The organism is Paenibacillus sp. FW104-T2 (genome assembly GCF_058789975.1).
This window is the reverse complement of sequence record NZ_JBYTCE010000021.1, coordinates 41,430-64,453: the sequence shown is the minus strand read 5'-3', so window position 1 is coordinate 64,453 and position 23,024 is coordinate 41,430. Positions and strand designations below refer to the sequence as shown.

Sequence of the window (23,024 nt, the reverse complement as noted above, 5' to 3'; positions counted from 1 at the left end):
TATACATCAAAATATTGCGTTCAACTGGAGGATACGCGTGAAAGAACACCTCTTTCTCCCTAAGCCAGTTTTTCCCCGGCATGTATGCTTTCCCGATTTTATTGGAGGCTACAGTGACTTTCCGAAGCATCGTGTAAATCGAGAGTATCGGACCAAAGAAATTAATTTGGATCAATGCTATAATCTGCATCTTGTATATGACGGGAAAGGATTTCTGCACAGCGGGACCAATTCTTATGAGTTAACGCGGGCACAGGGATTCCTCTACGGTCCGGGTCTCAGGCAAACATATCATTCGGACTTTGATGACCCCTGGAGTATTCGTTGGATTCACTTCTACGGTATTCGTCTTGAAGAATTATTGAATGGAAAGGGAGTGGATGAGCCATGGCTGTTTCAATGTTCCAACTTTCCTATAATTACAGCTCTGATGGACCGATTAATGGAGATAGGCAGGGGATATCAGGTTGACGATGAGCACAGTATGGCCGCAACGTTGTATGAACTTTTGACAAGATTACAGTCCGGAGCGAGCCAAATCAATGTTTCCATGAATCCAACCGCAGAGCGGATTCGTGAAGCAGCAAATTATATCCGCTCCCATAGTAATGAGCACATCACGCTAGAACAAGCAGCCGGGATCGCCGGTTATAGTACTCCATACTTTAGCCGCAAGTTCAGTCAAACGATTGGAATCTCTTTTCCGGAGTTCCTAATGGAATCCAGGTTATTGCATGCGAAGCAATTATTAGCTACGACCAATCTTTCCATTAAGCAAATTACCTTAGAGACAGGTTTTTCCCAGTCAAGCTACTTCATTAGATGTTTTCGAAGTCAGGAAAACGTCACCCCCCTGCAGTTCAGAAATATTCACAATCATATGAAAGAGGAACATTTATCATAAAAGAAGACTCTGCACTCAACATGCAGAGTCTTCTTCATCGTTATCAAGACTGCTCAATGGAATCTTCGTCTTCGTCTTCATCCGCTCTATATTCCAATAGATCTCCGGGCTGACAATCCAGCGCTTTGCAGATTGCCTCTAACGTGGACAAACGTATCGCTTTTGCCTTCCCGTTCTTCAATATCGAAATATTGGCGATCGTAATTTCAACTCTCTCCGCAAGCTCGGTAACTGTCATTTTCCGCTTTGCCAACATCACATCAATATTGATTATAATGGCCATGTCTTCACCTCAAACCACTAGGTCATTTTCGGATTTAATATCAATGGCTTCCTGTAACAGTCTTTGGAGAACAGCGGAAAACACCGCAATGACCAGCGAAGCAAAAATAGGAACCATCCCCACAATAATAAGCCCAGGGGCATCATCCTTATCTGCTACAAGAAAAACGAACGGCAGCATCACGAGATATAGACTACTGATTACAATAGCACAATATTTTATGATTTTTAAAGAACGGACCGAAATTGAAGAGAAGGCCTCGTTCTTATCGATGTAGCTCAGGAGACGGAATGACTGGAACAGAGCAATGATAAATGGTATGACAGAGAGGTACATAATGACCACAATAGGATATAGCGAACCGGCATAATTCGGATTCACCGGATGATTCGCTAACCAAGGTATGCCGAAGATGCATAAAGCTAGAATGGGAAGCCCAATAAGCAGTACAGCCATTTTTAGAAAGATCGTTGAACCTCGTTTCACAAAAAGCACCTCACTTGTTTTAATTGATTTGAATTTATCACACAATTTATCGTTTTACAATAAATAATTATTGATTTTTATTGTTTTATTATTGTTAAGCAATCACTTATGATATAATAACGACCAACGATAACGAATAAAAACGGTGGACAAGGCGGGCCTTACTCATGAAATTGGAACGATTAATCTCTATGATCTATAAGCTGCTGAACAACGAAGTTGTCTCTGCTTCCATGCTTGCCGAAGAGTTTCAGGTATCCCAAAGAACCATATATCGCGACATCGACGTGATCTGTGCTGCTGGTTTTCCGGTTGTTTCTTATCAAGGAATAAACGGCGGGTATGGCATGATTGACGGATACAAAATGGACAAAAGCCTGCTCGGGTCGTACGATGTTCACTCTCTGATTACGGTTCTTCGCAGCCTCTCCACTGTATTTGAGGATGAGCGTGCACAGGGCACGATTGAACGTCTGCAAACGGTCGGGTCTGATCAGCAAACCCCGACCTTGGCGGTTGACTTGGAAACTCACCGTATGGATCACTATGCACTTCGCGAGCTGCGGTCGGGGATCACGAAGCATATCGTTGTGCACTTCGATTACGTTAATAACAAGAATGAACGCACAACCCGTGAGTTGGAACCGGTGACGCTTTATTTTAAATATCGAAATTGGTACGTATATGGTTTCTGTCGGACACGTCAGGATTACCGGGAATTTCGTCTATCGCGAATGATGAATCTCTCGCTGACCCAAGAATCATTCCTACCGCACAATGAGGTGCCAAGAGAGACTTCTTTGCAAAATGAGGAATGGCAAAATCAAATAAGTGACGTTGTCTTTCGGGTTGCTCCTGAGGTATTAGCGGAAGCGCTGGATCATTTTCATCAGGCAGAGAAGCAATTTAATGAGGATGGAAGCATGACCATGCGAATTTCTGTTTACCAACCTCTTCAGGCAAGGTGGCTTCGATCATTTCTGCTGAGTTTGGGCAGTGGAGTCGAAGTGATGAAGCCTCGAGAACTTCGAGGGATTCTGAAAGAACAGCTGCAACAAGCAATCCTGCTATACGAAGAAGTATGACACTCTGTTGTCATACTTCTTTTTTTATAATCACTACAGATTCAAAAAACAAAAATCATTGTACAACAAAAGGAGACCTTTCAAATGACGAATTATCCAGTGGAGATGCTGAATTACCACACGTGGGCTAACCAAACCATCCTGGGCAGAATCAAGGAATTGCCCTCTTCTGTACTAAGTCAAGAATTGAACAGCTCTTTCCCCACCATCGCCCATGCCCTAAGCCATATCTACGCAGTCGATCAGATGTGGTATCGAGTTTTATCAGGTATGGAAATGGGTGAAGCGCTGCAAGAGTGCATGCCATTAAATGGAAAAACCCTCCTTACCGTCGAAGAATACATGGACACTTATGCGGAATTGGCAGAACGATATCATGAATGGATACAGCGTCAAACCGATTTGGAGCAAACCATTACACTTGATAATCCATACGCCGGTATACGCGAAACAACATTGTCCAACATACTGCTTCATGTGGTGAATCACGGTACTTACCACAGGGGCAATGTATCTACCATGCTGCGTCAATTGGGGCATGCGTCCACCATGAACGACTATTGTCTGTATTGGTATCAGCAACCCGTGCAGTCCAATTAAATGAACAACGAATCAGGCTAGTAAGGATTGGAGCAGTCGAACTATGGAAATTCACAATTTACTCTCTGTAAACTCAAGAGAAGACTTAAGATTATGGTTTCAGACCCATTGCAGGACTGAAACTTCCTGCTGGGTTATTGTAAGCATGACTGCAAAGTCGGATACGCTATTTTATTTGGACGTCGTGGAAGAATCCCTTTGCTTCGGTTGGATTGATGGACTGAAGAAGAAAATTTCTGACACAGCGCTTGCACAGAGACTGTCACCCCGAAGCCATAACAGCTCCTGGACTGAATTGAACAAAGAACGAGTAAGACGTCTTGAAAAGCTGGGATTCATGAGGGATGAAGGAAGACGGGTGCTGCCGAACATGGACATTGATTCTTTTCGCATTGCTGAGGATATTGAGATCAGGCTCAAAGAGGATACACAAACTTATGAAAATTTCATGGCTTTTCCCGCGTTATATACAAGAGTACGCATCGACACGATCCAGAGCGTTAAGAATCAATCCGCAACGTTTGATCACAGATTGGATAAATTCATTACACACACAAGAGATAACAAAATGTACGGACAATGGCATGACGGTGGGCGCCTTTTGAATTATTGAATATATTCACCCGCCTACCCTATCAAAGTGATGTGGGACAGTCACCAATTTGCCTCTGGACGATATCCTATAGGTAAAAGGAGGACTGTTCATGTCGCTTTTGTATCAACATTCTGAACTGGAGAACAACGATGCTCCTCTGGAAGAATGGAAAAAGGATGCCTACCGCTTGTTTGCCTCCAAAATGAGTGATCGGGAAGCACGTTTCCCTTGTATTCCGGCGACGCAAGCTTTCGCCATGGGTCATCTTCGGTATGGTTTTGTTTCTGGCTCAGATCACCAGCCCACCGATCGTAAACTCGCGGAGATCATTTCGGAATACGGCCGGGCCTCGCGTTCTTTTGGTGAATATTCTTCATTGATTATTTTTCTCGAATTAAGGGATACAACTAGAACGGTTTTGGATTATGAAACGTTTTTTTGGGGACTGTTAAGCCAGGTCAGTGATTTGGATGTAAAGCCATGGCCGTCAGATATACCAGAGAACCCGGAGAATCCCTTATGGGAGTTCTGTTATGACGATGAGCGTTATTTTGTCTATTGCGGAACACCTGCTCACACGTTCAGGCAGAGCCGAAGTTTCCCATATTTTATGCTCGCTATGACACCTCGCTGGGTTCTTGACCAGTGGAATGCTCACCCCAAGAAAGCTGCTGCCATCGGGCCCAAGATTCGTGAACGACTTGCCGAATACGATGCAGTACCCGCTCATCCTGAATTAAAACAATATGGATCGCATGGGAATCTCGAATATAAGCAGTACTTTCTTAGAGATGATGATACCTCCCCTTCTCGTTGTCCTTTTCTTCGTGCTCTCCAAGCGGAGAAGATTCAGGAATAGAAGTTTACCCTTCCTTGTCCTAAATGAGGCCTCCTTCGAATAAGCTGTACTCTGCAGATATTAGGAGGAGCGTCTCATTAACCGGATTCAGGAAAGGGAAATGATTATGGACATGGAACTGTATATCAAATATGTTCTGATTGGACTAGCTATCGCCATGCCAGTCGGAGCAATCACCGTAGAGATGACCAAACAGGGCTTGAAGAATGGCTTCATTCACGGCTGGGCTGTTGGTTTGGGTGGAATGACCCTGGATACTGCATTGATCCTTGCCATGTATTTTGGATTCGCCACCATCCTTTCGCTACCTTATGTCCAGATTCCTCTCTGGCTTGTTGGAGCCGGTTTTCTTGCCTACCTCGGCTATGATTCGATCAGAAATGCAGATCAGGATATCACGCCAACCGACGAGAAGGTGAAGAAATCGTTTTGGAAAACGTACCGTAACGGCCTGCTTGTAGCCATTTCCCCAGGTAATCTGATCTTTTGGGTTTCCGTATTCGGAGCCGTACTGTCTGATTCCTATCGTTCAGCCGGGAAGGAAAGCTTCGCTATTGCGGCTTGTGGTGTGCTGTGCGGTATTCTGATCCACGACATGGGTCTAGTCTCTCTGGTTTCCGTCACACGAAAAGTGATGAGCCGGAGAATGATCCATTGGGTTTCCATTGCAGCAGGCATACTTCTGCTCGGGTTTTCGTTTTACTTTTTGTATGAGTTCGTACTTTCTCTCTGGACATATATTCAGTGATTGACTCAGCTGGTTGGACAACCCTCAAAATCTTAAAGAAGTCCGAGATAGATAAGGAGCCCGTTTTTAGGGTTCCTTTTTTGTTGTGTCTTCATAGACATGTGCTTCCTGATGGCGCTATATCGCTGTTTATACGGAAAAAAGCAAGTAATGAACACCGGCGCAACGGATGACTACACGCTGTAACATCGCGCTATTCCGTACTCTAAGGACCATCTCCACAATCAAGGACTATCGACGGTAATTTCATCCCGCCACTATGATACAGCTAAGGTTGCATCCCCATATGAGACTCATGAGGAAAGGAATGAAGTCACATGCAAAGAAATACAAAAGCTACCACACTCATGTTCCCCGCCTCCAGAGCACCAACGCTGTTAGGCAGAATGGTAAGAAACCGATGGTTGTACTTCATGCTTCTTCCAGGCCTGCTGTACTTTCTTATATTTAAGTACTGGCCCATGTATGGAATACTCATCGCCTTCAAGGATTACCAGCCATTCCTAGGCTTCTGGGATAGTCCTTTTGTAGGGCTCAAACATTTTGAACGTTTATTTAACGATCCTAGCTTTATCGTTCTTTTCCGGAATACGCTCATGCTTGCCATGCTCAACATTCTGTTTTTCTTCCCCTTACCCATTGTTATTGCACTTATGTTAAATGAACTTCGCCACCACTTGTTTAAGCGAACTATTCAGACATTGGTGTATATTCCCCATTTTATGTCATGGGTAGTTGTCGTGGGGATTGCTTATATTTTCTTAACAACAGAAGGTGGTATCGTCAACGATCTTCTGGTGTACTTTGGCTGGGATAAGATTAATTTCCTGGCGAGCAATGAGTGGTTTCGAACCATCGTTACTGCTGAGGTGATCTGGAAGGAAACGGGCTGGGGAACAATCATTTTCCTTGCCGCGCTGTCAGGGGTCGATCCACAGTTGTATGAAGCAGCGCGGATGGATGGAGCGAACAGACTTCGCCAGCTCTGGCATATTACGCTGCCTGCCATTCGCAGCACCATCATCATTCTGTTGATTCTTCGTCTGGGGAACTTCCTAGATACTGGTTTCGAACAGATCTTCCTGATGCTCAACGCCATGAACCGTGAAGTCGGGGAAGTATTTGATACTTACGTATACTCCGTAGGGATTAGCCAAGGGCAATACAGCTTCAGTACCGCAGTTGGTTTGTTCAAGTCTTTGATTGGTTTGGTGCTCGTAGTTGTAGCCAATCATCTGGCCAAGAGGTTTGGTGAAGAAGGAATTTACTAAGGAAGGAGCTCATCAAGGAATGCCTATCAAACCTAGCGTGGGAAGTCGAGTTTTCGATGTACTGAATATACTGCTGTTGACTGTATTTGCTCTGCTCACTGTACTACCCTTCATATATGTTATTGCTGGCTCCTTCGCCACCCAGAAGGAATTATTACTACGTGGGTTCATTTTGTTTCCAACAGAGTTTACACTGGATGCATACAGGTACATCTTTTCAACCCCCACACTTGTCAAAAGCTTGCTTGTTACCATCTACATTACCGTGTTCGGCACGCTGATCAACATATTTTTGACCTGTTTAATGGCCTATCCATTGGCTCGAAGGGACATGGACTTCCGCAAACCGATACTCATGCTGATCGTTTTTACGATGTTATTTAGTGGTGGCATGATTCCAACGTTTCTCGTGGTCAAACAGTTAGGTATGATTAATACGTACTGGTCCTTGCTTATACCTGGAGCCATTAGCGCTTTTAACTTGATCATTATCCGGAACTTCTTTCAGCAGCTTCCCGAGAGCTTGGAAGAGTCAGCCAAGATCGATGGATGCAATGATGTAAGCGTATTTTTTCGCATCGTTCTGCCTCTTTCCATGCCGGCAATCGCTACTTTCTCCCTGTTTTATGCGGTAGGCCATTGGAATACTTACTTTAGTGCTGTGCTTTATATTAACGATAACACCAAATGGCCAATTCAAGTGCTATTACGTCAGTTCGTTATTTTGGCTTCTGGTGGAATCGGGGACTCCACTGCCATGGAATCAGACTATGTTTCCCCACCGGAGCAATCTATCAAGATGGCTGTCATTGTTGTATCCACTCTACCGATCCTGCTCGTGTATCCATTTTTGCAAAAGCATTTCGCCAAAGGCGTATTACTTGGTTCTGTAAAAGGCTGATCGTAACTTAAATCATGAAATCACGATTAGGGGGATTTGAATATGAAGAAACCATATCGGAAGTCGTTGATTAGCACTGGAGCTCTTATCGCTTCATTAAGCTTAATGATTACAGCATGTGCCAGCAACAATTCCAACGAGGCTCAGGAGACAGGTACGGGCGGTGCACAAGGTACTCTCTCCTTGAGCATGATGCTGCCAACGTACAGTGCGGAACAGATGAATGCGAACAGCTCCATTTTGGCTCTGCTTGAGGAGAAAACGAACACGGATCTAACTGTGTCCTGGGTCCCCTCCTCATCCTACACGGATAAATTAAGCGCTACCGTTGCCTCCGGCGAGCTGCCCAAAACGTTCGTTGCTTTGGAGCCAAAAGCTTCTTTTATCATCAATGCTGCCCGGTCAGGCATGTTCTGGGAATTGGGAAAGTATCTCGACAGTTATCCAAATCTGAGCAAGATGTCTGATGTCGTGTTAAGCAACTCATCCATTGACAACAAAATATATGGCCTGTATCGCGAACGGGATATTGCCCGTTTCGGTCTGATGATTCGACAGGATTGGCTGCACAATCTGGATTTGGAGGCTCCGAAAAATGTGGATGAACTTTATGACGTATTGAAAGCGTTTGCCACAAAGGATCCGGATCAAAATGGCAGACAGGATACCGTCGGTCTTGCGGTAGGCATGCAGGGAAATAATATCGCTGGATTCAAAGACATCTTGGTCTATCTGGGAGGCCCAAATGAATGGGAACTGAAAGACGGACAGTTAATCCCGGCTCACATGACCAGCGCTTATATGGATACCTTGAAGTTTTACAAGAAACTATATGATGAGAAGCTTATCAATCAGGATTTTGCGCTCGTTCAGGACGGTCGATCGGTGATGTACAAAGGTAAGGCAGGATTGTGGATTGACAACATGGTGGATGGAAAGAACATTGAAGAGAATGTCAAGAAGGTCGCCCCCGATGCCAAAATCAATCTGATTAACCGCATCTCTGGCCCGAACGGAAATGCCACGCGAGCAGGCACAGGTTATTTGGGAATGTACATGATTCCGAAAACAAGTGTCAAAACGGAAGATGAATTGAAGCAAATTCTTGCTTATTTCGATAAGGTATCGGAGAAGGACATGCAAAACCTTTTAAAATATGGCGTTGAAGGCAAGCAGTACTCGGTTGAAAATGGAGAATACAAACAAAACCCGGATCCCAAGTTGCGGTCAGAAATGACGGATAGCAACCAGTTTATGATATTGCAGGATCAGGTGGAGAACTTCGGTACCGAATTGGAGAAGCTCAGCACAGAATTGTTCAAAGACAACGCCACTTTTGCCATTCAAAATCCTGCCTCTCCTTATATCTCTAATACTGCCATTGAGCTCGGTAATGAACTCAATAAAATCATACAGGATGCCACAGTCAAGTACATTATGGGTACCGTTAGCGAAGAGGATTGGAATCAGGCGGTGGATAAGTGGCTGCAAGGTGGCGGAAGCAAAATTATTGAAGAGATTAATGCAGATTACGCCAAATCTGTGAATAAGTAATATCGGATACATTCTCATAAAATCACAAATAGCCCCCAGGACGATGATTTATCTCATCACCTAGGGGCTAATTTTGTCTAAGAAAAGTATGGTAACAAGTTATTGTTCTTCTCTGTACTTTCCGGGGGTTGTTCCTGCAATTTTCCGGAAGGAGCGAATAAAATTGGCCGAATTATTATATTGCAGACGCTCTGCAATTTCAGCAATTTTCATATCCGTCTCCTTCAGCCACTTCTTGGCCATATCCATTCGGTACATTGTCAGGTACTCCCCGAAGTTTACCCCCGTCTCCTGTCGAAACACCCGACTCACATAATGAGGGTGATAATTGATTCGTGCTGAGCAGCTTTCCAAGGTTAATTCCGAGTCGAACTCCCGTTGAATCATGTCGACGATGGCTTCCGATATATGCTTAAACTGCGATTCTCGGCGATGCTCCAGCTCCTTGGCGTATGGCACAACAAATAATGTCCAAAACCAGGACTTCATCTCCGTAACGTTCCGCAGCTTAAATAATGTATCAATTAAAGAGGACTCATCTCCCTCAATGCCTTCCATTGGAATAGAAAGCTCATGACCGAATTTGAGGAAATTCACCAGCAGCCTCAAAAGTGACAAATGATAGTGCTGAAATGGTGTTTGGGCCGGAAACAGTTCCTCCATAAAATGTTCCAATTCGATCTCGGATTGGGCCAGGTCTCCTGCTCGTATGGCATCGAACAGCGCCTGTTCTCGGTGATGTGGAAACCTGCCCGGATCATTTTTCTGCGGCTGCACATCCTCTATAAACAGAATGGATTCTTGCCCAAGTCCTACACTAAACTTCAGTGATGTCATGGCTTCATGCAGCGCATTCCTTGCCTGGTCAAAAAAGTGAAATGGACGGCTAATTCCAATACTAACCCGGATTCCGAGATATTGGGCAATCGCCTTCTGGACGTCCACACACAACATGAACAACTCTTCCTTAAGCTCTGCACCCTCGTTGGATGAGCCGATCAGGGTAACTTGGTAATCAGTGGCCACTACGGGTACCAACCTGCTATCACTTGGTATCAGTTCACCGACCATATTACTGATTGCAAACAATAATAAATCCCGATTCCTCTCCTCATAGCGGGTACCTATAAGGGTATCCATCTGGATCGCAATCAGGCTCATGGACGACCATGTTTGCTTAACGCCATACAGACCCAATTTCTCTTCAAAATCGGTATGAGCAATCTCACCCTTTAGCAATTTATGCATGAAGAACTCTTTCAGCTGTGATTGTTGGCCCTGGAGCTCGTTCATGACAACAGAGTGGTTACGAATCAGATCGTTTACCCGTTCACCGATCACTTGCAGTTCTCCCGAAGCTCTCTCCCTCCCTGCTTCCGGGGTGGCTACAGCTGCAAGGGTCGAATAGATGGATCGAATCGGGCTGTACATTCTCTTCGAACCAAACCACGCCAGAATTAGAGTAATGAGCAAGATCAAAAAGCAAACGAGCAAGGTAATCCAGCCAATGATCTGATTTTGTTCGTTCACTTGTTCATTAGAGGCCACCGAAACATAAACCCAGCCATTGTAGGAAGATTTACGATAGGTAACGGTTACCGTCTCCCCCTCATGCTTGGATATGTACTGCCCGGTGGTGGATTCGGTTTCTTGAAGCTGTTGAAGATAGGACTCCCCCGACATATTGCTTCCTGGTGACGCACCTTCATCACTTCGATGAATAAGCTTTAAATCGCGATCCAATATGAAAGCGCTTGCTATTTTCCCGTTTTGAACGGATAACGTTCTCCTTATCACGTCGGGAGACAACGCTACACTGATCAGGCCTTTGGGATTCGCAGCGTTAAAAGGATATTTTTTGACGAAATAGACAGACTCCGACGAATCATTCAGATTATCCTGCCCTCTGCTCCAGAAAGATCCAGCCTGTTCACGAGAAAACATCTCGAGTTGTGACTTGAATTCAGGGGAGCTGTATTCATTCACACCGGTGCTTGTGACCAGCCATTTATTGTTCAAACTGTACAAATAGATCTCCTTAATCCCCAGCTCGTACGTTTGAATTGTAGCAATACCCTTATACAGCTCATGAACCATTTCAAAATCCTCATTCGTAATCGGCTTGCTGAATGCCTGTCTAACGATCGGGGACTGCAAGAATTGCGTCGCCGAGTTATCAACGGTTCTCAGCATTTGCTCTACACCCATCTGCGTTTGCTGCAGCAGCAATTTATTTCCTTCATTCACCTTTTCCTGAACGGACAAAGAGGAATTATAGTATGAAAAGGTACCCAGAACAATTACCGGGAGAGTTCCTATGACAATAGAGAATAACAATAGCTTCCACAAAAAAGAAAGGGAACGTAATTTCATAATGCCTCCTCGGGAATTCCGGTTCATTACATTATTACATTAGTTCCCAGATGAGGATACGTCAATCCTTTTTAACTTTACCTCGAGAGAGCGCATGTCTGTGAAAAAGGAATTATTTTAACAGATGAATAAAAAATCCCCCAACAACGGATCGATTCTGAAAGTTCAGCTGTTTACCGGTTAGGGTATCGTACCAGTCGGTTACTGGTACACGACTTGTTGTCTCATTCATAAATTGCCATAGTGGCAAAATCATTTGTTCAAACTGCTCTTGTGTTTCGCTCATGGAGGCACACCATACAAGCCAATCGGATTTGGTATACGTATCCCGGCTATCCAGAGGCGTTCCATATCGATTTTGTTGACGTGCATAATAATTGAGTTCTTTCACAGCAATTTCTTTTGGGAACAGATTGAAGCCTAACAGACGATCCCACACCAAATTGTACTTCATACTCCATGATTCATTGGAGCTGTCAAACGTCAGCTTATAGTGTTCATCGGCATCCGCCATGGACACCCACTCTTTTGCCATCTTTGCAGCCGCTTCGCGGTATACGGCTCCTTCTTTTTGCATCTCGAGCTGATCACACATATATGCGTAGGCAGCAATGCCCAATATCGCTTTGATGGAAAGATTGGCGTTATGTGCTAGATGGCCTGCGAAGTCATCGGTGCACAGCTGATTGTCCGGGTCCAAACCATGCTGCAGCAGATAAGACGCCCATTTCGTCAGAAGATCCCAATGCTCTCGGGCAAATTCAGCATGCTCCTCATATTTGCTTACCGCCGCCGCCATCAAAAGCATGTTGCCACATTCTTCGATCGGCATCTGGTACTCCAGCTTGTTCTCCCCATATACTTGCCCGTTCGCTTTGGGGTAAGTCCCGACGTCATGGGGCGCAAAATCAAACGTCCACTCACTGCTTTTGGCATATTTATAGATGGGACGCATCATGCCTTTAACCATTTCAGGATTATATTTCAGAAACAGCGGAATCGACGGGTAGCTTACATCCACCGTGGCAATGCAGCCATTACTGAAGTTTTCCTTGGAGAAAAATAAGACTTCGCCCGCTTCATCAACAACCAGCTTATGCGCAGCAATGGCTTGACGATAAGTGAGCGCCAGAATGTCTCGATAAGAAGCGCCGCCCGCCTCCTTACTTTCCTGCAGGAGTTCATGATTAAAGCTGTCGCATCTCTTCCTAATCTCTTCATACTGTTGCGCTGCCATAATCAGCATGTCATGAAAGGTCATTCCATCTTTTCTCCAATAGGCGTTCAATGGTTGATGAAAATATTCAATCGAGTGAATGTCATCATATGCTAACATCAGATAACCGGTAATCGTTTCTTCATGGATGTGACCCATATCCATCTCGGTTGCCATGACAGGCATATCATCAGATACTGCCCTTGGCTCATGGCCATCCTCGTTTACTTTCAACTCTCCTGTTCGAGCATAATGCTCACGACCTGATACCGATTGAACAACCGATTGGCTTTGGGGGGACAGGGGAACGGCCAGATACATATATCCCCAGTCTATTCTTGTATCATCACCAGCAAGCTTCAATATGGGCTGTTCAACCGTTCCCATAGTCAATGCATGCAATTGTTGATTGATTACAGAAGAAGACCAGGTCACTTGCTGCTCTGGTGTGTTCACACACCATTCTCCTGTTACATCAAAATAAATCTTCAATTGGTGTTCTAGACCATCAATCGCACGAGCAATGAATGTAACATACGTCACGGGTCTGGATAAGACCTCAAGATCATCCAGTAGTAACGGCGTGGTAAATTCAACCTGAAGCTCAATGCCTTCCCCTTCAAACGTGTAACGAGTCGTCACAGGTTCGACAGTCAGATTCGTCTGTACAAGTGTAGCGTTTTCCTCCACATCTGCAGAACGATCGAGTAGATCTATTTTCCCCATAAATCTTCGGATTTTCCCATCGATCACTGCCATGCCTACCATGCCTTGAGTTTTGTTGGTCCAGTGCCGAGTGTGTTCTTCATAGAGATGATCGGCTGTGGACCATACGCTAAAATACGGGTCGACCGTTACAAGCGGCACCGCTGGCGGCCTGAAACTTGTTGTCATGACGCTACACTCCTTCATATGATTGGTTGTCTTTTCTGAATATTAAAATGTATACGCACGTTAAACTTCTACAGGTCGTTGCTCTACTCATCCATAAGGGCTTCGTTTGCCTTCCTGACAAGGCATTACAAAGCCCATGGACTCTCTCATGTTAGTTTACGAGTTAGAAAGATCAGTTCGGCATCTGGACGGTCACGACGTCTTTTCCTTTCAGATTTTCATTGGTAAACTGCATCGCTTGATCGTATCCGGTATTCTTCAGCTGATCCCTCAATTCGTTAATGATGCTCAAGGCATCTTCATCCGATTTTGCAAAAACAGCTTCCTTCCAGGCATCTCCCATCCGGTCCATGGAAGGCTTCAACATTTCCCATTCTGGGGCTTTGGTGATGACATCCCCCGGATTATAGGCGGTAATAACCTGAGTACCGTTTGGACGAAGTATTTTACGAGCATGATCCATGGCATCCAGTCTGTCCTGATCTGCCCAGATATCTCCTCCGGCATATGAGTTGATGCGATCAAGTCCGGTTAGCGATTCCAAACCAATGCCAATACCTACACTCTTGCGAACTTTACCAGATTGATCAGCTGCAAATTGTTCAAACCATTCCTGATTGGCTACAGGTTTGCCATCCTTCATATCCCAGTGAACGCCTTGCACCCCATATCTGGCCAGCATAAAGCCTTCGTCAGAAGCCATGTAGTCCAGAAACTTAAGTGCTGCATCCACACATGCACCTTGGCAGCTTTTGGTGATAACCGTTACGTTGTTGCCCTGAATGCCAAGGTCCACGGGGCGACTCGGATCAACATCAGCACGCTCTAACGGTCCAACCGGAATGTAATCGCTTCCGGGATGAGAGGTGACATATTCCTTCGAAGCATCCAAGATGGCCGGATAATGTGCGGCGAGGATGGCAATCCGGCCTTGATTAATCTTTTCTTTGGCGATGGGGTCGGTTTGGGTAAATACATCCGGATCGAGCAGGCCTTCCGCCAACAGTTTACGATAGAACAGCATGTATTCTTCATAACCTGGAGTGAAGAAACTGTGCTCTAGGGAACCATCGCCTTTGTCTACGTAACTTGCTCCAGAATAGAACATCGTATTGCCAATACCTACTGCCCAACCGTTACTGAATCCGCCCAGTGGAAATACGGGCTGTCCGTTTTCCTGCAGGTTGGCGTCTTTTATTTTTTTGAGAAATGCATAAAAATCCTCTTTCGTTACCACCGACTGCGGGTCCACACCTACCTTTTCAGCAATGTCCTTGCGTACATAGAACCCGTAGAGCCAATCAATACCGTCTTCGTTTGTAGCGGGCTGATTCTGCAAAAGCAGATACTTTTTGCCGTCATATGCATTGATCGCTTTTTCATATAATGCTGGCGGCACATTTTCTTCCGCAATCGACTTGGCCAGGTTGGGATAGTTATCCAACTTATCGGATATGTCGACTAACTGACCTTCTTTGGCGGCTTTGATGATCCCATCAAGCTCCCCTCCCCAAGCAGGTCCAGTATATATATCTGGCAAATCCTGTGTGGCAAAGATCTGATTCACCTTCTCGGTCTCACTGCCTTTGGTATATTCCCATTCCAGAGTCACTCCGGTCTTTTCCTTAATGACTTCCTCTATAGGGGTGATTCCATTATCCGATCCGCCCGAACCATTCCAATTATGCAATATTTTTAGCGTGTTTCCGCCACCCTCTCCATCGCCTTCCCCGTTCCCTGATGAATTCATACAACCACTCAGCAAACTTCCAGTCATAATGGATACGAGTAATACGGAAATGCCTTTCGACCAAATCCTATTCACACCAATCGCCTCCTGGATATGGATATCAATGAATCAAGGTTAAGCCTGATAGATAGAACTGATATGATTAACCTTTAACCGAGCCGATCATGACCCCTTTGACAAAATAGCGTTGAAGAAACGGATAAATGCACAAGATTGGAAAAACCGTAATAACAAGCAGGGCCATGCGCATGGATTCCGGTGTTGCTCCTGCCCCGCCGACTCCACCTATCGTCTGGCCTCCTTGCTGCGCTGCCCGCTGCATGGAATTGGATAATGCTTCTGCTTCCGTCAGCATTTCTTGCAGCAAGGTCTGCACCGGGATCAGATTTTTGTTGGATACGTAATAGGCACCAGAGAACCAGTCATTCCAATGAGCTACTCCGATAAATAGCGAAATGGTTGCGAGCACAGGTCCTGAAAGAGGCAGGATGATTCTCACAAAGATCTGGAAATCGCCATAGCCGTCAATACGGGCAGACTCCTCCAATTCCTCCGGTATGCCTTGCAGAAACGTACGAATAATGATGATGTGCATGAAATTAAATAACAGAGGCAAAACGTACACCCAAAAGGTATTGATCAGATGCAGTTTTTGAAGTGTGATAAAGAACGGAATGAAACCCGCACTGAAAATCGTGGGCAAAAAAATGTAAAAGGTAAAAAAGGAACGGCCAGGCAATGTTTTTTTGGAAAGTGCATAAGCCATAAGGGTACACAATATCACGTGCAGGAACGTACCCAGCACGGTACGCATGAGGGTAATTTGGTATGCCTTCCAGATGCGTGCATTATCAAATACCTCGGCATAGTTCTCCAAAGTGAATTTTCGGGGTAAAAAATAAATTGCCCCCTGCATCGAGTCCTTACCTTCATTTAATGAGTAGGCCAAAATATAAATAAAGGGGTAGATCATGGAGAAACCGACCAACGCAAGAAAAGTATAGTTGAACACTGAGAATACAGACCATTTTCGTTCCATATCGTCACCTCCTTAGAACAGGGATACATCACTGACTTTGCGGGCAATGCGATTGACGGTCAGTACCAAAATAAGTCCTATAATGCTTTGGAATAACCCAACAGCTGCGGCATAACTGAGGCGCCCTTCGCGAATCCCGGAGTTGATGGCATGAACATCCAGTACGCTGCCAATGCTCGCGGTAGCAGGTCCATTCAGAAGAAGCAGCTGCTCGTATCCTGCACTCATCAAGCTGCCTACGGCAAGAATGAATAAGAGGATCGCCACACTGCGAATGCCGGGAAGTGTCACGTGCCACATCTGCCTGAAACGTCCTGCACCATCAATCTTGGCAGCCTCATAGAGCTGCTGATCGATCCCTGCGATGGCGGCCATGAAGATAATGGAGTTCCAGCCGATGTTTTTCCAGATGTCCGATCCAACAATTAGTTGATAGAACCAGGTTGGATTGTTCAGAAACTGGATTGATTCTGCCCCCATCGTTCCCATGAAGTCATTGACTGGTCCACCATAGGGTGTCAACAGCCTCTGCATCAGCGTGACCACTACGATCCAGGATACGAAATAAGGCAAGTAGGATAACGTTTGAACAGTCTTCTTAAACCGGATCATGCGGACTTCATTTAACAGGAGTGCAAGAATAATGGGCATCGGAAAACCGATCAGCAGCTTCATAAGACTGATGATGATCGTATTGCGGATGATGTCACCGGATTGATAGTAATTGAAGAACTGTTCGAAATACTTGAAACCCGCCCATGGGCTTCCGGTAAATCCACCCATAAAGTTGTAGTCCCTGAAGGCAACCTGGATTCCGTACAACGGGACATAAGAGAAAAGAAAAAACCAGACAATACCTGGCAGCATGAACAAATAAAAAAGTTTATGCTGCCAGATTCGCTTCATCAATCGATTGTTGGTTGCTCTTGGCTTGATCACATTCCCACCTCTCCTTTCTCCAAATGACGAACATCTGCTACCTCTTCTGTACCTGCAACAACTTCAAACGCAGAGTCATGATTTCAAATGGCTTAAATGATAGCGATATTTGGGATGGATCTGTCATCGGAAGTGGCGATATGATGTTTTCCATCAGATCAGCTTCCCAGGCCTCAGCGGTATCGAATCCAAGGTGAATGACCGTATGAGCATGTGTTCCAGACGTTTCATACAGCCGAACGATGATCTCGTCACCATCTTCAGCCTTTTTGATGGACTCAACCATGACATGTGTATGGTCAGGTTGCAGAAATGATTTTGAGAAAGGCAGATTTCCATCCTGTTTAACGCCTACCGAGGGTAACGCCACTACACGCAAAGGGATGTTCAATTCATTGCCTCTTCGATAGATCTCGGCTTGAACGTGATTCCCTTGATGCGGATATAACGAGTAAGTGAATTCGTGTTTAGCACGATCTGCTTCCGGATCAGGGTACGAGCTGCTGCGCAGCAGGTTCAGGTCAAGCACGTTATCAAAGGCTCTGTGACCATACTTGCAATCATTGAGTAACGCCACACCGTAATCAGGCTCGGATATATCCATCCACTGATGTGCGCAGATCTCATCCTTCGCAAAATCCCACATGGTATTGCGATGGGTCGGTCTGGACAGACTGCCAAACTGAATCTCACAATGCACCTGATCTGTGCGGACGTTCACTGGGAAAGACGTACGCAGCATCTTGGCGTTTTCTCGCCAATCCACCTTGGTTACAAAATCGATTCTCCGGTTGCCCTGAGTAAGAATAACGCTCTGAGTCAACTCGGATTCGCCATAGCTGTATTGGAAGATCAGTCCAATCCTAGGCCCTTCGCGAAGTTCACGAATTTCATGCAATGTTGGCGGCACACCGGCCTTCACTGAATAATCATGGCTGAAATCCCATGCATCTCCTTCATCATGATACACACGCAGTTTATTTCCCTGATGTCCCTGTGGAATGACTTCTCGTGCTTCTGCTTTATCCAAGATAGAGAGAATGGCACCGTTCGGATCAAATTTCACGAGGAATGAGTCGTTTTCTATGAAACGTTCTTCCACATTTACATGTAACTCTGAATCCAGTATCCCTGATTCCTGTTCAATGCAAGCTCCGGACTCATCCATGCTGTTCTGGTTCGAATATTTAGGAACAACTGTGTATCCCATGGAGGGAACCTGAACCTTCATCCACCGGCCTTGCATGTAAAGCCATTCCTGGCGGTCCCAAGGCAATGAATTAAACACCACTGCAGATGCGGAGGAAGACTTCTCGCTTGGAGCCATCTGATCTGCCAAACGGCTGTAGGTATCTGCAATCATGTTCTCTGTTTGGATGAACAGCTCTTCATACCTGATTAGCGATTCATCGTATACCCGCTTGATCGATGATCCCGGAAGGATATCATGAAATTGGTACAACAAGACTTCCTTCCAAGTGGTTTCAAGTAGATCAGAGGGATAAGAGTGACCTAACTGGGCTGCAGCCAGAACGGATGCAAATTCCAATTCACGCAGCGCTTTCTCCATTTTCCGGTTATACCGCTTGCTACGCGCTTGACTAGTCAAGGTACCCTGATGCTTTTCCAGATACAGCTCCCCGCGCCACGTCTGGAATTTCTCTCGTTCTTCATTGAGCTTTTCAAAAAATGACCATGAAGGCTCCTGTATAACGGGAGACAAGCCGAGCAGGTTCTTGGTCCGTTCAAGCCGTTCCAGATGTTCTTCACCCGGTCCTCCTCCCCCATCGCCTATCCCGAAGAGCATCAGCGCGTGTCCGGATACATTTTTATCCAGATATCCCTGCTCAGCCTTGGCAATAGAACGGGGTGCTGCCGGGCTGTTGTACGTATCCTCGGGAGGCATATGCGTTAATACCGCTGAGCCATCAATTCCTTCCCATATAAATGAATGATGGGGATGTCTATTGTACTCACTCCAGGAGAGTTTCTGGGTCATCATATAATCGACTCCGGATTTCTTCAATAGTTGGGGCAAGCTTGCCGAATAACCAAATACGTCAGGCATCCAAAGTGATTTCATCTCCATCCCGAACTCTTGTTGAAAATAACGTTTGCCATACAGAATCTGCCGTACAAGGGATTCTCCGCCCGGCACATTCGTATCCGACTCCACCCACATGGCTCCCTGCGGCTCCCATCTTCCTTCACGTACTCGTCCCTTGATCTGATCATATAACTTGGGATAATGCTGCTTCATCCAATCGTACAGCTGGGGCTGACTCGCTCCAAACACATAGTCCGGATAACGTTCCATCATGCGAAGCACGGTCGAGAACGTTCTAGCCCCTTTACGGATCGTCTCACGGATCGGCCATAACCAGGCCAAATCGATATGTGCATGACCTACAGCACTCAGGGTTAAGACCGAATCTCCCCCTTGAAAACTGAGCTGCTCATGCGTTTGTCTCTTCGCCAGTCGGATACGCTCTTCGGAGAATTCGGTCAGCTGCAAGGACACGTCATAGAGTGTCTGGTAGATTCTTTCCTTGCGAGCTGTACCCGCTGGGAGATGTTCTGCCGTCTCCAGTAGAACTTCGGTGTCATAGTACAAACTACGAATGTCTTCTCGGCAGACTGCGATAACAGCCTCTCTCAGAGAGCCGCCCTGATACTTGCCAAACAAATCGTTATTGCCTGCTTCTGCCCATACTTCGATCTCATCTCCTCTGATACATGCTTCACGGAGCTGAACGACTCGCTTGCCAGGCAAGCCCAAGGAGAAGTCAAATTCGGAGTTAATGGTCGTCAACCCCTGAACAGGCGTTCCTTCGTGGTCGACCAGACATAGTTCGCCGCTGACGTCCAACAAGAGAACGATGCTCTCATGACTGTTGACTTTATGGGCTGGCGTTTTGCCCGTGAAACGGAACCAGGCACAGTCCCATAGCTCTCCCCAGCGTTCTCCTGGATGGAGCGTAACTTCCGTTCCCGACATCCGGGATTCATAGGATACGGGCTCTGGCGTAACCCAAGCTTTTACTTCCAGCTCGGTAATCGGCTCATATATGGCTTCTCGAAGTTTATTTATCATCTGTTTTAACCGTTCTGGCCTAATCGGTTCGTATGGCATGATCGTTGCTCCTCTCTGTTAAGGTGATTGGGCTATGAAATCAGGAAGACCATCTCACATGTACCTCTGTATTGTTTTCATTTCCATGCTCGTATTGAACAAGCACGGTCTGTGAATCCGGATCCCATTCCCAAGCTGCGGATACCGCTTGACCTTCAACAATGTAATGGGCCGATACAGGCTCAACCTTGCTGTACAGCCGAGCGGTTGCTTGCAGACGGGCAGGTCCTTTCGCCAAAAATTGAAAACCTGTACCCGATTCGGACAAAGATTCGATTCTGGAGGAAGCCGCGATGAGAGAAACTTCTCCAGTTGCTGGACGTCCTGACTCAACATCATAGAGCAGCGCCTGCTCTCCAGGTTTCAGAACCACCTGGCTTAGTACAGAGAGCTTCGAATCGAATAAATCCACCACCGGGCCCGATATGACCAGAGGTTCTTCGCTTACCGACTCATTCAAAGTAGATACGATGATGTAAGGGCCGCGCCTCATTTTGAAATACGGTCTCGGTTCCCACCGGATAGCTGGTGGGTTGAGCGCGGCAATGATATCGTGAACCGATTGACGAAGGCGATCAGCAGCTGCACTGGATCGTGTAAATTCTGCTGGATGTTCGTTCAGCCAGACAATCCCTCCCTTGCCTATCCGGTGGGCGCCGCCCGCTTTCTCCTTCAGACCAAGTTGCTCGAACAAATGCTCACGCGGGGAATGATATTTGGTCCCAGACCTTCCCTCTTCCTGATCAAGATTCCACCACGCGCGAATATCATGATAGGGGTCACTATCATCGCCAACATAAATCAGTGCCCCGCCATCCTGCACCCACTGTGCCAGCACATAATGAACATCCGGATACTGTGGCTTGATAAACTCATAGCTCAGGACAAGTACACGGTAGGGCGCCAGATAACCCGGATACCGCCGCACATTATCCAGTAAAAGGGGACGGACAGGCAATCCGTGTTTTAGCAGTGGAAGCGCGAGACCATAAAAAGGAGAGAAATCGAGCAGTTCGGTATCCCCCTCTTCCTGAAACCCTTCAGGATCTGTTCCATCATACTTTCCTGGATTAGGCGCCTCTGGATCCGGCTTCATTCGCTGAAACATAGCAGAATCGGCAATAAGAACACCAACCTGCAGCGGATTCTTATCGATTTCGGTCACATTCTGGTCCAGGTTACCCAGCGTATGCATGACCTGAAGCAGCGTTGTTGCATAGTCTGCGGGGATTCTCTCCTTGCCGGAACCTTCTTCCGTTGGGTAAGTCCCTTGAAAGATCCTTCGTGGCCATGGTGCGACTTCGTAATGGGCAACCCCGGGATGCAGAAGCGAGGCGACAACGGTCTTTAGATAGTTCTGTTTGTAATCCGCCCAGGTGTAATTCGGGTTATCCTCGATCGGATCATGCAGAAACCACATGCGCCTGTCGGTTCCGCGTACCAGTTCCTGCATCACGCCGTATTCAAGGTAAGCGGTTTCAAAAGTGCGTTCCGCTCGAACCCCTTCATACACATTGGCTGTACGCGATGTCCCTGTCCAGATCTGTGCAATGTATCCATCGATGGAAGCCAGCTCAACAAGTTGTGATTGCGGACTGACGATTCGCCACTGCGTGTAATTGATCAGGCTGTGCGTTGGGACATAGAAGCGGAGGACACGGCCATATCGCTGCAATGCATAATCCTTCATCTCGGCACACAACCGATCAAGGGCCCGGGTATATAAATAGGCCTTTAATTTGGAAGCACGATATTGGGCATCCGGCGAAGCATGCGGCGGAATCCAGGACTCCTTGTAATATAGCTGCCATTCCCTTTTAAAAGCTTCGGAATATCCACCATTCACCCAGAATTCAGGCTCTTCCAGATGGATAGCCTCAACGCCCGCATCTACAGCGATTCGAATGCGCTCGGCTAGATAACGTCCAAACGAAATGGTTGGTACCATGTACGGAATAACCGGTTTATTTCCATGAAGAATCATCTGCTGGTGACGATCCATCTGAGCCTCATCCCAGTGGGGTATGCCATCTACCTCACCATCCAGGTAATCGTTGTATTCTCCCCAGGCAACCCCAGTCATGAGATGCACAATATATCCTTTGTCTTTCCATTGCTTGATGCGTTCCGGCATGGATTCGTCGATGCCATAAACCATTACAAAGTCAGTCTGCAAATCATAGTCGGGATGATACGGAGCAGACTCCTGAAATCCGGTGCGCTCTTCCTTGCGGTCTCGTGACACATTCTAACCCCCTTGTTTTAAATGTGGTTTGGACTGTGTTGTATGATTATCCATCATTTTCTAGACTATAATATATGGATTGAATATATTCAATATGTTTTTTAATAAAATAAAAAAACCTTTCCGTCGTTGACGGAGAAGGTTTTTAT

General features: G+C 46.1%; 18 protein-coding genes. 9 read left to right on the top strand and 9 right to left on the bottom strand.

Annotated features, from left to right (window positions below; translation table 11 throughout):
- Positions 1–37: 37 nt before the first annotated feature.
- Positions 38–904: a helix-turn-helix transcriptional regulator gene (locus tag AC3WQ3_RS22880; protein ID WP_492473669.1), complete on the top strand. Its 867-nt coding sequence runs from the start codon at positions 38–40 to the stop codon at positions 902–904.
- Positions 905–947: 43 nt separating this feature from the next.
- Here AC3WQ3_RS22880 and AC3WQ3_RS22875 read toward each other — a convergent pair whose 3' ends face one another.
- Positions 948–1,187 carry a helix-turn-helix domain-containing protein gene (locus tag AC3WQ3_RS22875; RefSeq protein ID WP_127535795.1) on the bottom strand — a complete coding sequence of 80 codons (240 nt, stop codon included), beginning with the start codon at positions 1,185–1,187 and terminating at the stop codon, positions 948–950.
- Positions 1,188–1,196: 9 nt separating this feature from the next.
- Complete coding sequence (locus AC3WQ3_RS22870) at positions 1,197–1,673, bottom strand: DUF2975 domain-containing protein (RefSeq protein WP_154893208.1); 477 nt, start codon at positions 1,671–1,673, stop codon at positions 1,197–1,199.
- A 167-nt stretch (positions 1,674–1,840) separates the two neighbouring features.
- Between AC3WQ3_RS22870 and AC3WQ3_RS22865 the strand changes: the two genes are divergently transcribed.
- The 8 genes from AC3WQ3_RS22865 (at position 1,841) to AC3WQ3_RS22830 (ending at position 9,286) form a co-directional block, all read left to right on the top strand.
- Positions 1,841–2,758, top strand: coding sequence for a helix-turn-helix transcriptional regulator (locus AC3WQ3_RS22865; RefSeq protein ID WP_492473668.1), 918 nt, complete (start codon positions 1,841–1,843; stop codon positions 2,756–2,758).
- A gap of 84 nt (positions 2,759–2,842) precedes the next feature.
- A complete protein-coding gene (locus AC3WQ3_RS22860; protein WP_492473667.1) occupies positions 2,843–3,358 on the top strand; it encodes a DinB family protein in 516 nt (171 codons plus the stop codon).
- Between the two features lie 43 nt (positions 3,359–3,401).
- The gene (locus AC3WQ3_RS22855) at positions 3,402–3,971 is read left to right on the top strand and encodes a YdeI/OmpD-associated family protein (RefSeq protein WP_492473666.1); all 570 of its coding nucleotides are present in this window, start codon (positions 3,402–3,404) and stop codon (positions 3,969–3,971) included.
- 91 nt (positions 3,972–4,062) lie between these two features.
- Positions 4,063–4,812, top strand: coding sequence for a YqcI/YcgG family protein (locus AC3WQ3_RS22850; RefSeq protein WP_492473665.1), 750 nt, complete (start codon positions 4,063–4,065; stop codon positions 4,810–4,812).
- A gap of 112 nt (positions 4,813–4,924) precedes the next feature.
- Positions 4,925–5,560, top strand: a complete 636-nt coding sequence (locus AC3WQ3_RS22845; protein WP_492473664.1) for a LysE family translocator — start codon at positions 4,925–4,927, stop codon at positions 5,558–5,560.
- A gap of 347 nt (positions 5,561–5,907) precedes the next feature.
- Complete coding sequence (locus AC3WQ3_RS22840; protein WP_492473717.1) at positions 5,908–6,831, top strand: ABC transporter permease; 924 nt, start codon at positions 5,908–5,910, stop codon at positions 6,829–6,831.
- 19 nt (positions 6,832–6,850) lie between these two features.
- Entirely contained in the window at positions 6,851–7,732 is an 882-nt protein-coding gene (locus AC3WQ3_RS22835; RefSeq protein ID WP_492473663.1) for a carbohydrate ABC transporter permease, read from the top strand.
- A 42-nt stretch (positions 7,733–7,774) separates the two neighbouring features.
- Positions 7,775–9,286 carry an extracellular solute-binding protein gene (locus tag AC3WQ3_RS22830; protein WP_492473662.1) on the top strand — a complete coding sequence of 504 codons (1,512 nt, stop codon included), beginning with the start codon at positions 7,775–7,777 and terminating at the stop codon, positions 9,284–9,286.
- Between the two features lie 99 nt (positions 9,287–9,385).
- Here AC3WQ3_RS22830 and AC3WQ3_RS22825 read toward each other — a convergent pair whose 3' ends face one another.
- The 7 genes from AC3WQ3_RS22825 to AC3WQ3_RS22795 form a co-directional block, all read right to left on the bottom strand.
- Positions 9,386–11,659: a helix-turn-helix domain-containing protein gene (locus AC3WQ3_RS22825; protein ID WP_492473661.1), complete on the bottom strand. Its 2,274-nt coding sequence runs from the start codon at positions 11,657–11,659 to the stop codon at positions 9,386–9,388.
- A gap of 112 nt (positions 11,660–11,771) precedes the next feature.
- Positions 11,772–13,769, bottom strand: coding sequence for a glutaminase family protein (locus tag AC3WQ3_RS22820; RefSeq protein ID WP_492473660.1), 1,998 nt, complete (start codon positions 13,767–13,769; stop codon positions 11,772–11,774).
- A gap of 172 nt (positions 13,770–13,941) precedes the next feature.
- Complete coding sequence (locus AC3WQ3_RS22815; protein WP_336780019.1) at positions 13,942–15,594, bottom strand: extracellular solute-binding protein; 1,653 nt, start codon at positions 15,592–15,594, stop codon at positions 13,942–13,944.
- A 67-nt stretch (positions 15,595–15,661) separates the two neighbouring features.
- Positions 15,662–16,558, bottom strand: a complete 897-nt coding sequence (locus tag AC3WQ3_RS22810) for a carbohydrate ABC transporter permease (protein ID WP_127535806.1) — start codon at positions 16,556–16,558, stop codon at positions 15,662–15,664.
- A 12-nt stretch (positions 16,559–16,570) separates the two neighbouring features.
- The gene (locus tag AC3WQ3_RS22805; protein WP_336780017.1) at positions 16,571–17,497 is read right to left on the bottom strand and encodes an ABC transporter permease; all 927 of its coding nucleotides are present in this window, start codon (positions 17,495–17,497) and stop codon (positions 16,571–16,573) included.
- 37 nt (positions 17,498–17,534) lie between these two features.
- On the bottom strand, positions 17,535–20,630 hold the full coding sequence (locus tag AC3WQ3_RS22800) for an alpha-mannosidase (RefSeq protein ID WP_492473659.1): 3,096 nt from the start codon (positions 20,628–20,630) through the stop codon (positions 17,535–17,537).
- Positions 20,631–20,670: 40 nt separating this feature from the next.
- Entirely contained in the window at positions 20,671–22,875 is a 2,205-nt protein-coding gene (locus AC3WQ3_RS22795) for a hypothetical protein (protein WP_492473658.1), read from the bottom strand.
- Between the last annotated feature and the right edge of the window lie 149 nt (positions 22,876–23,024).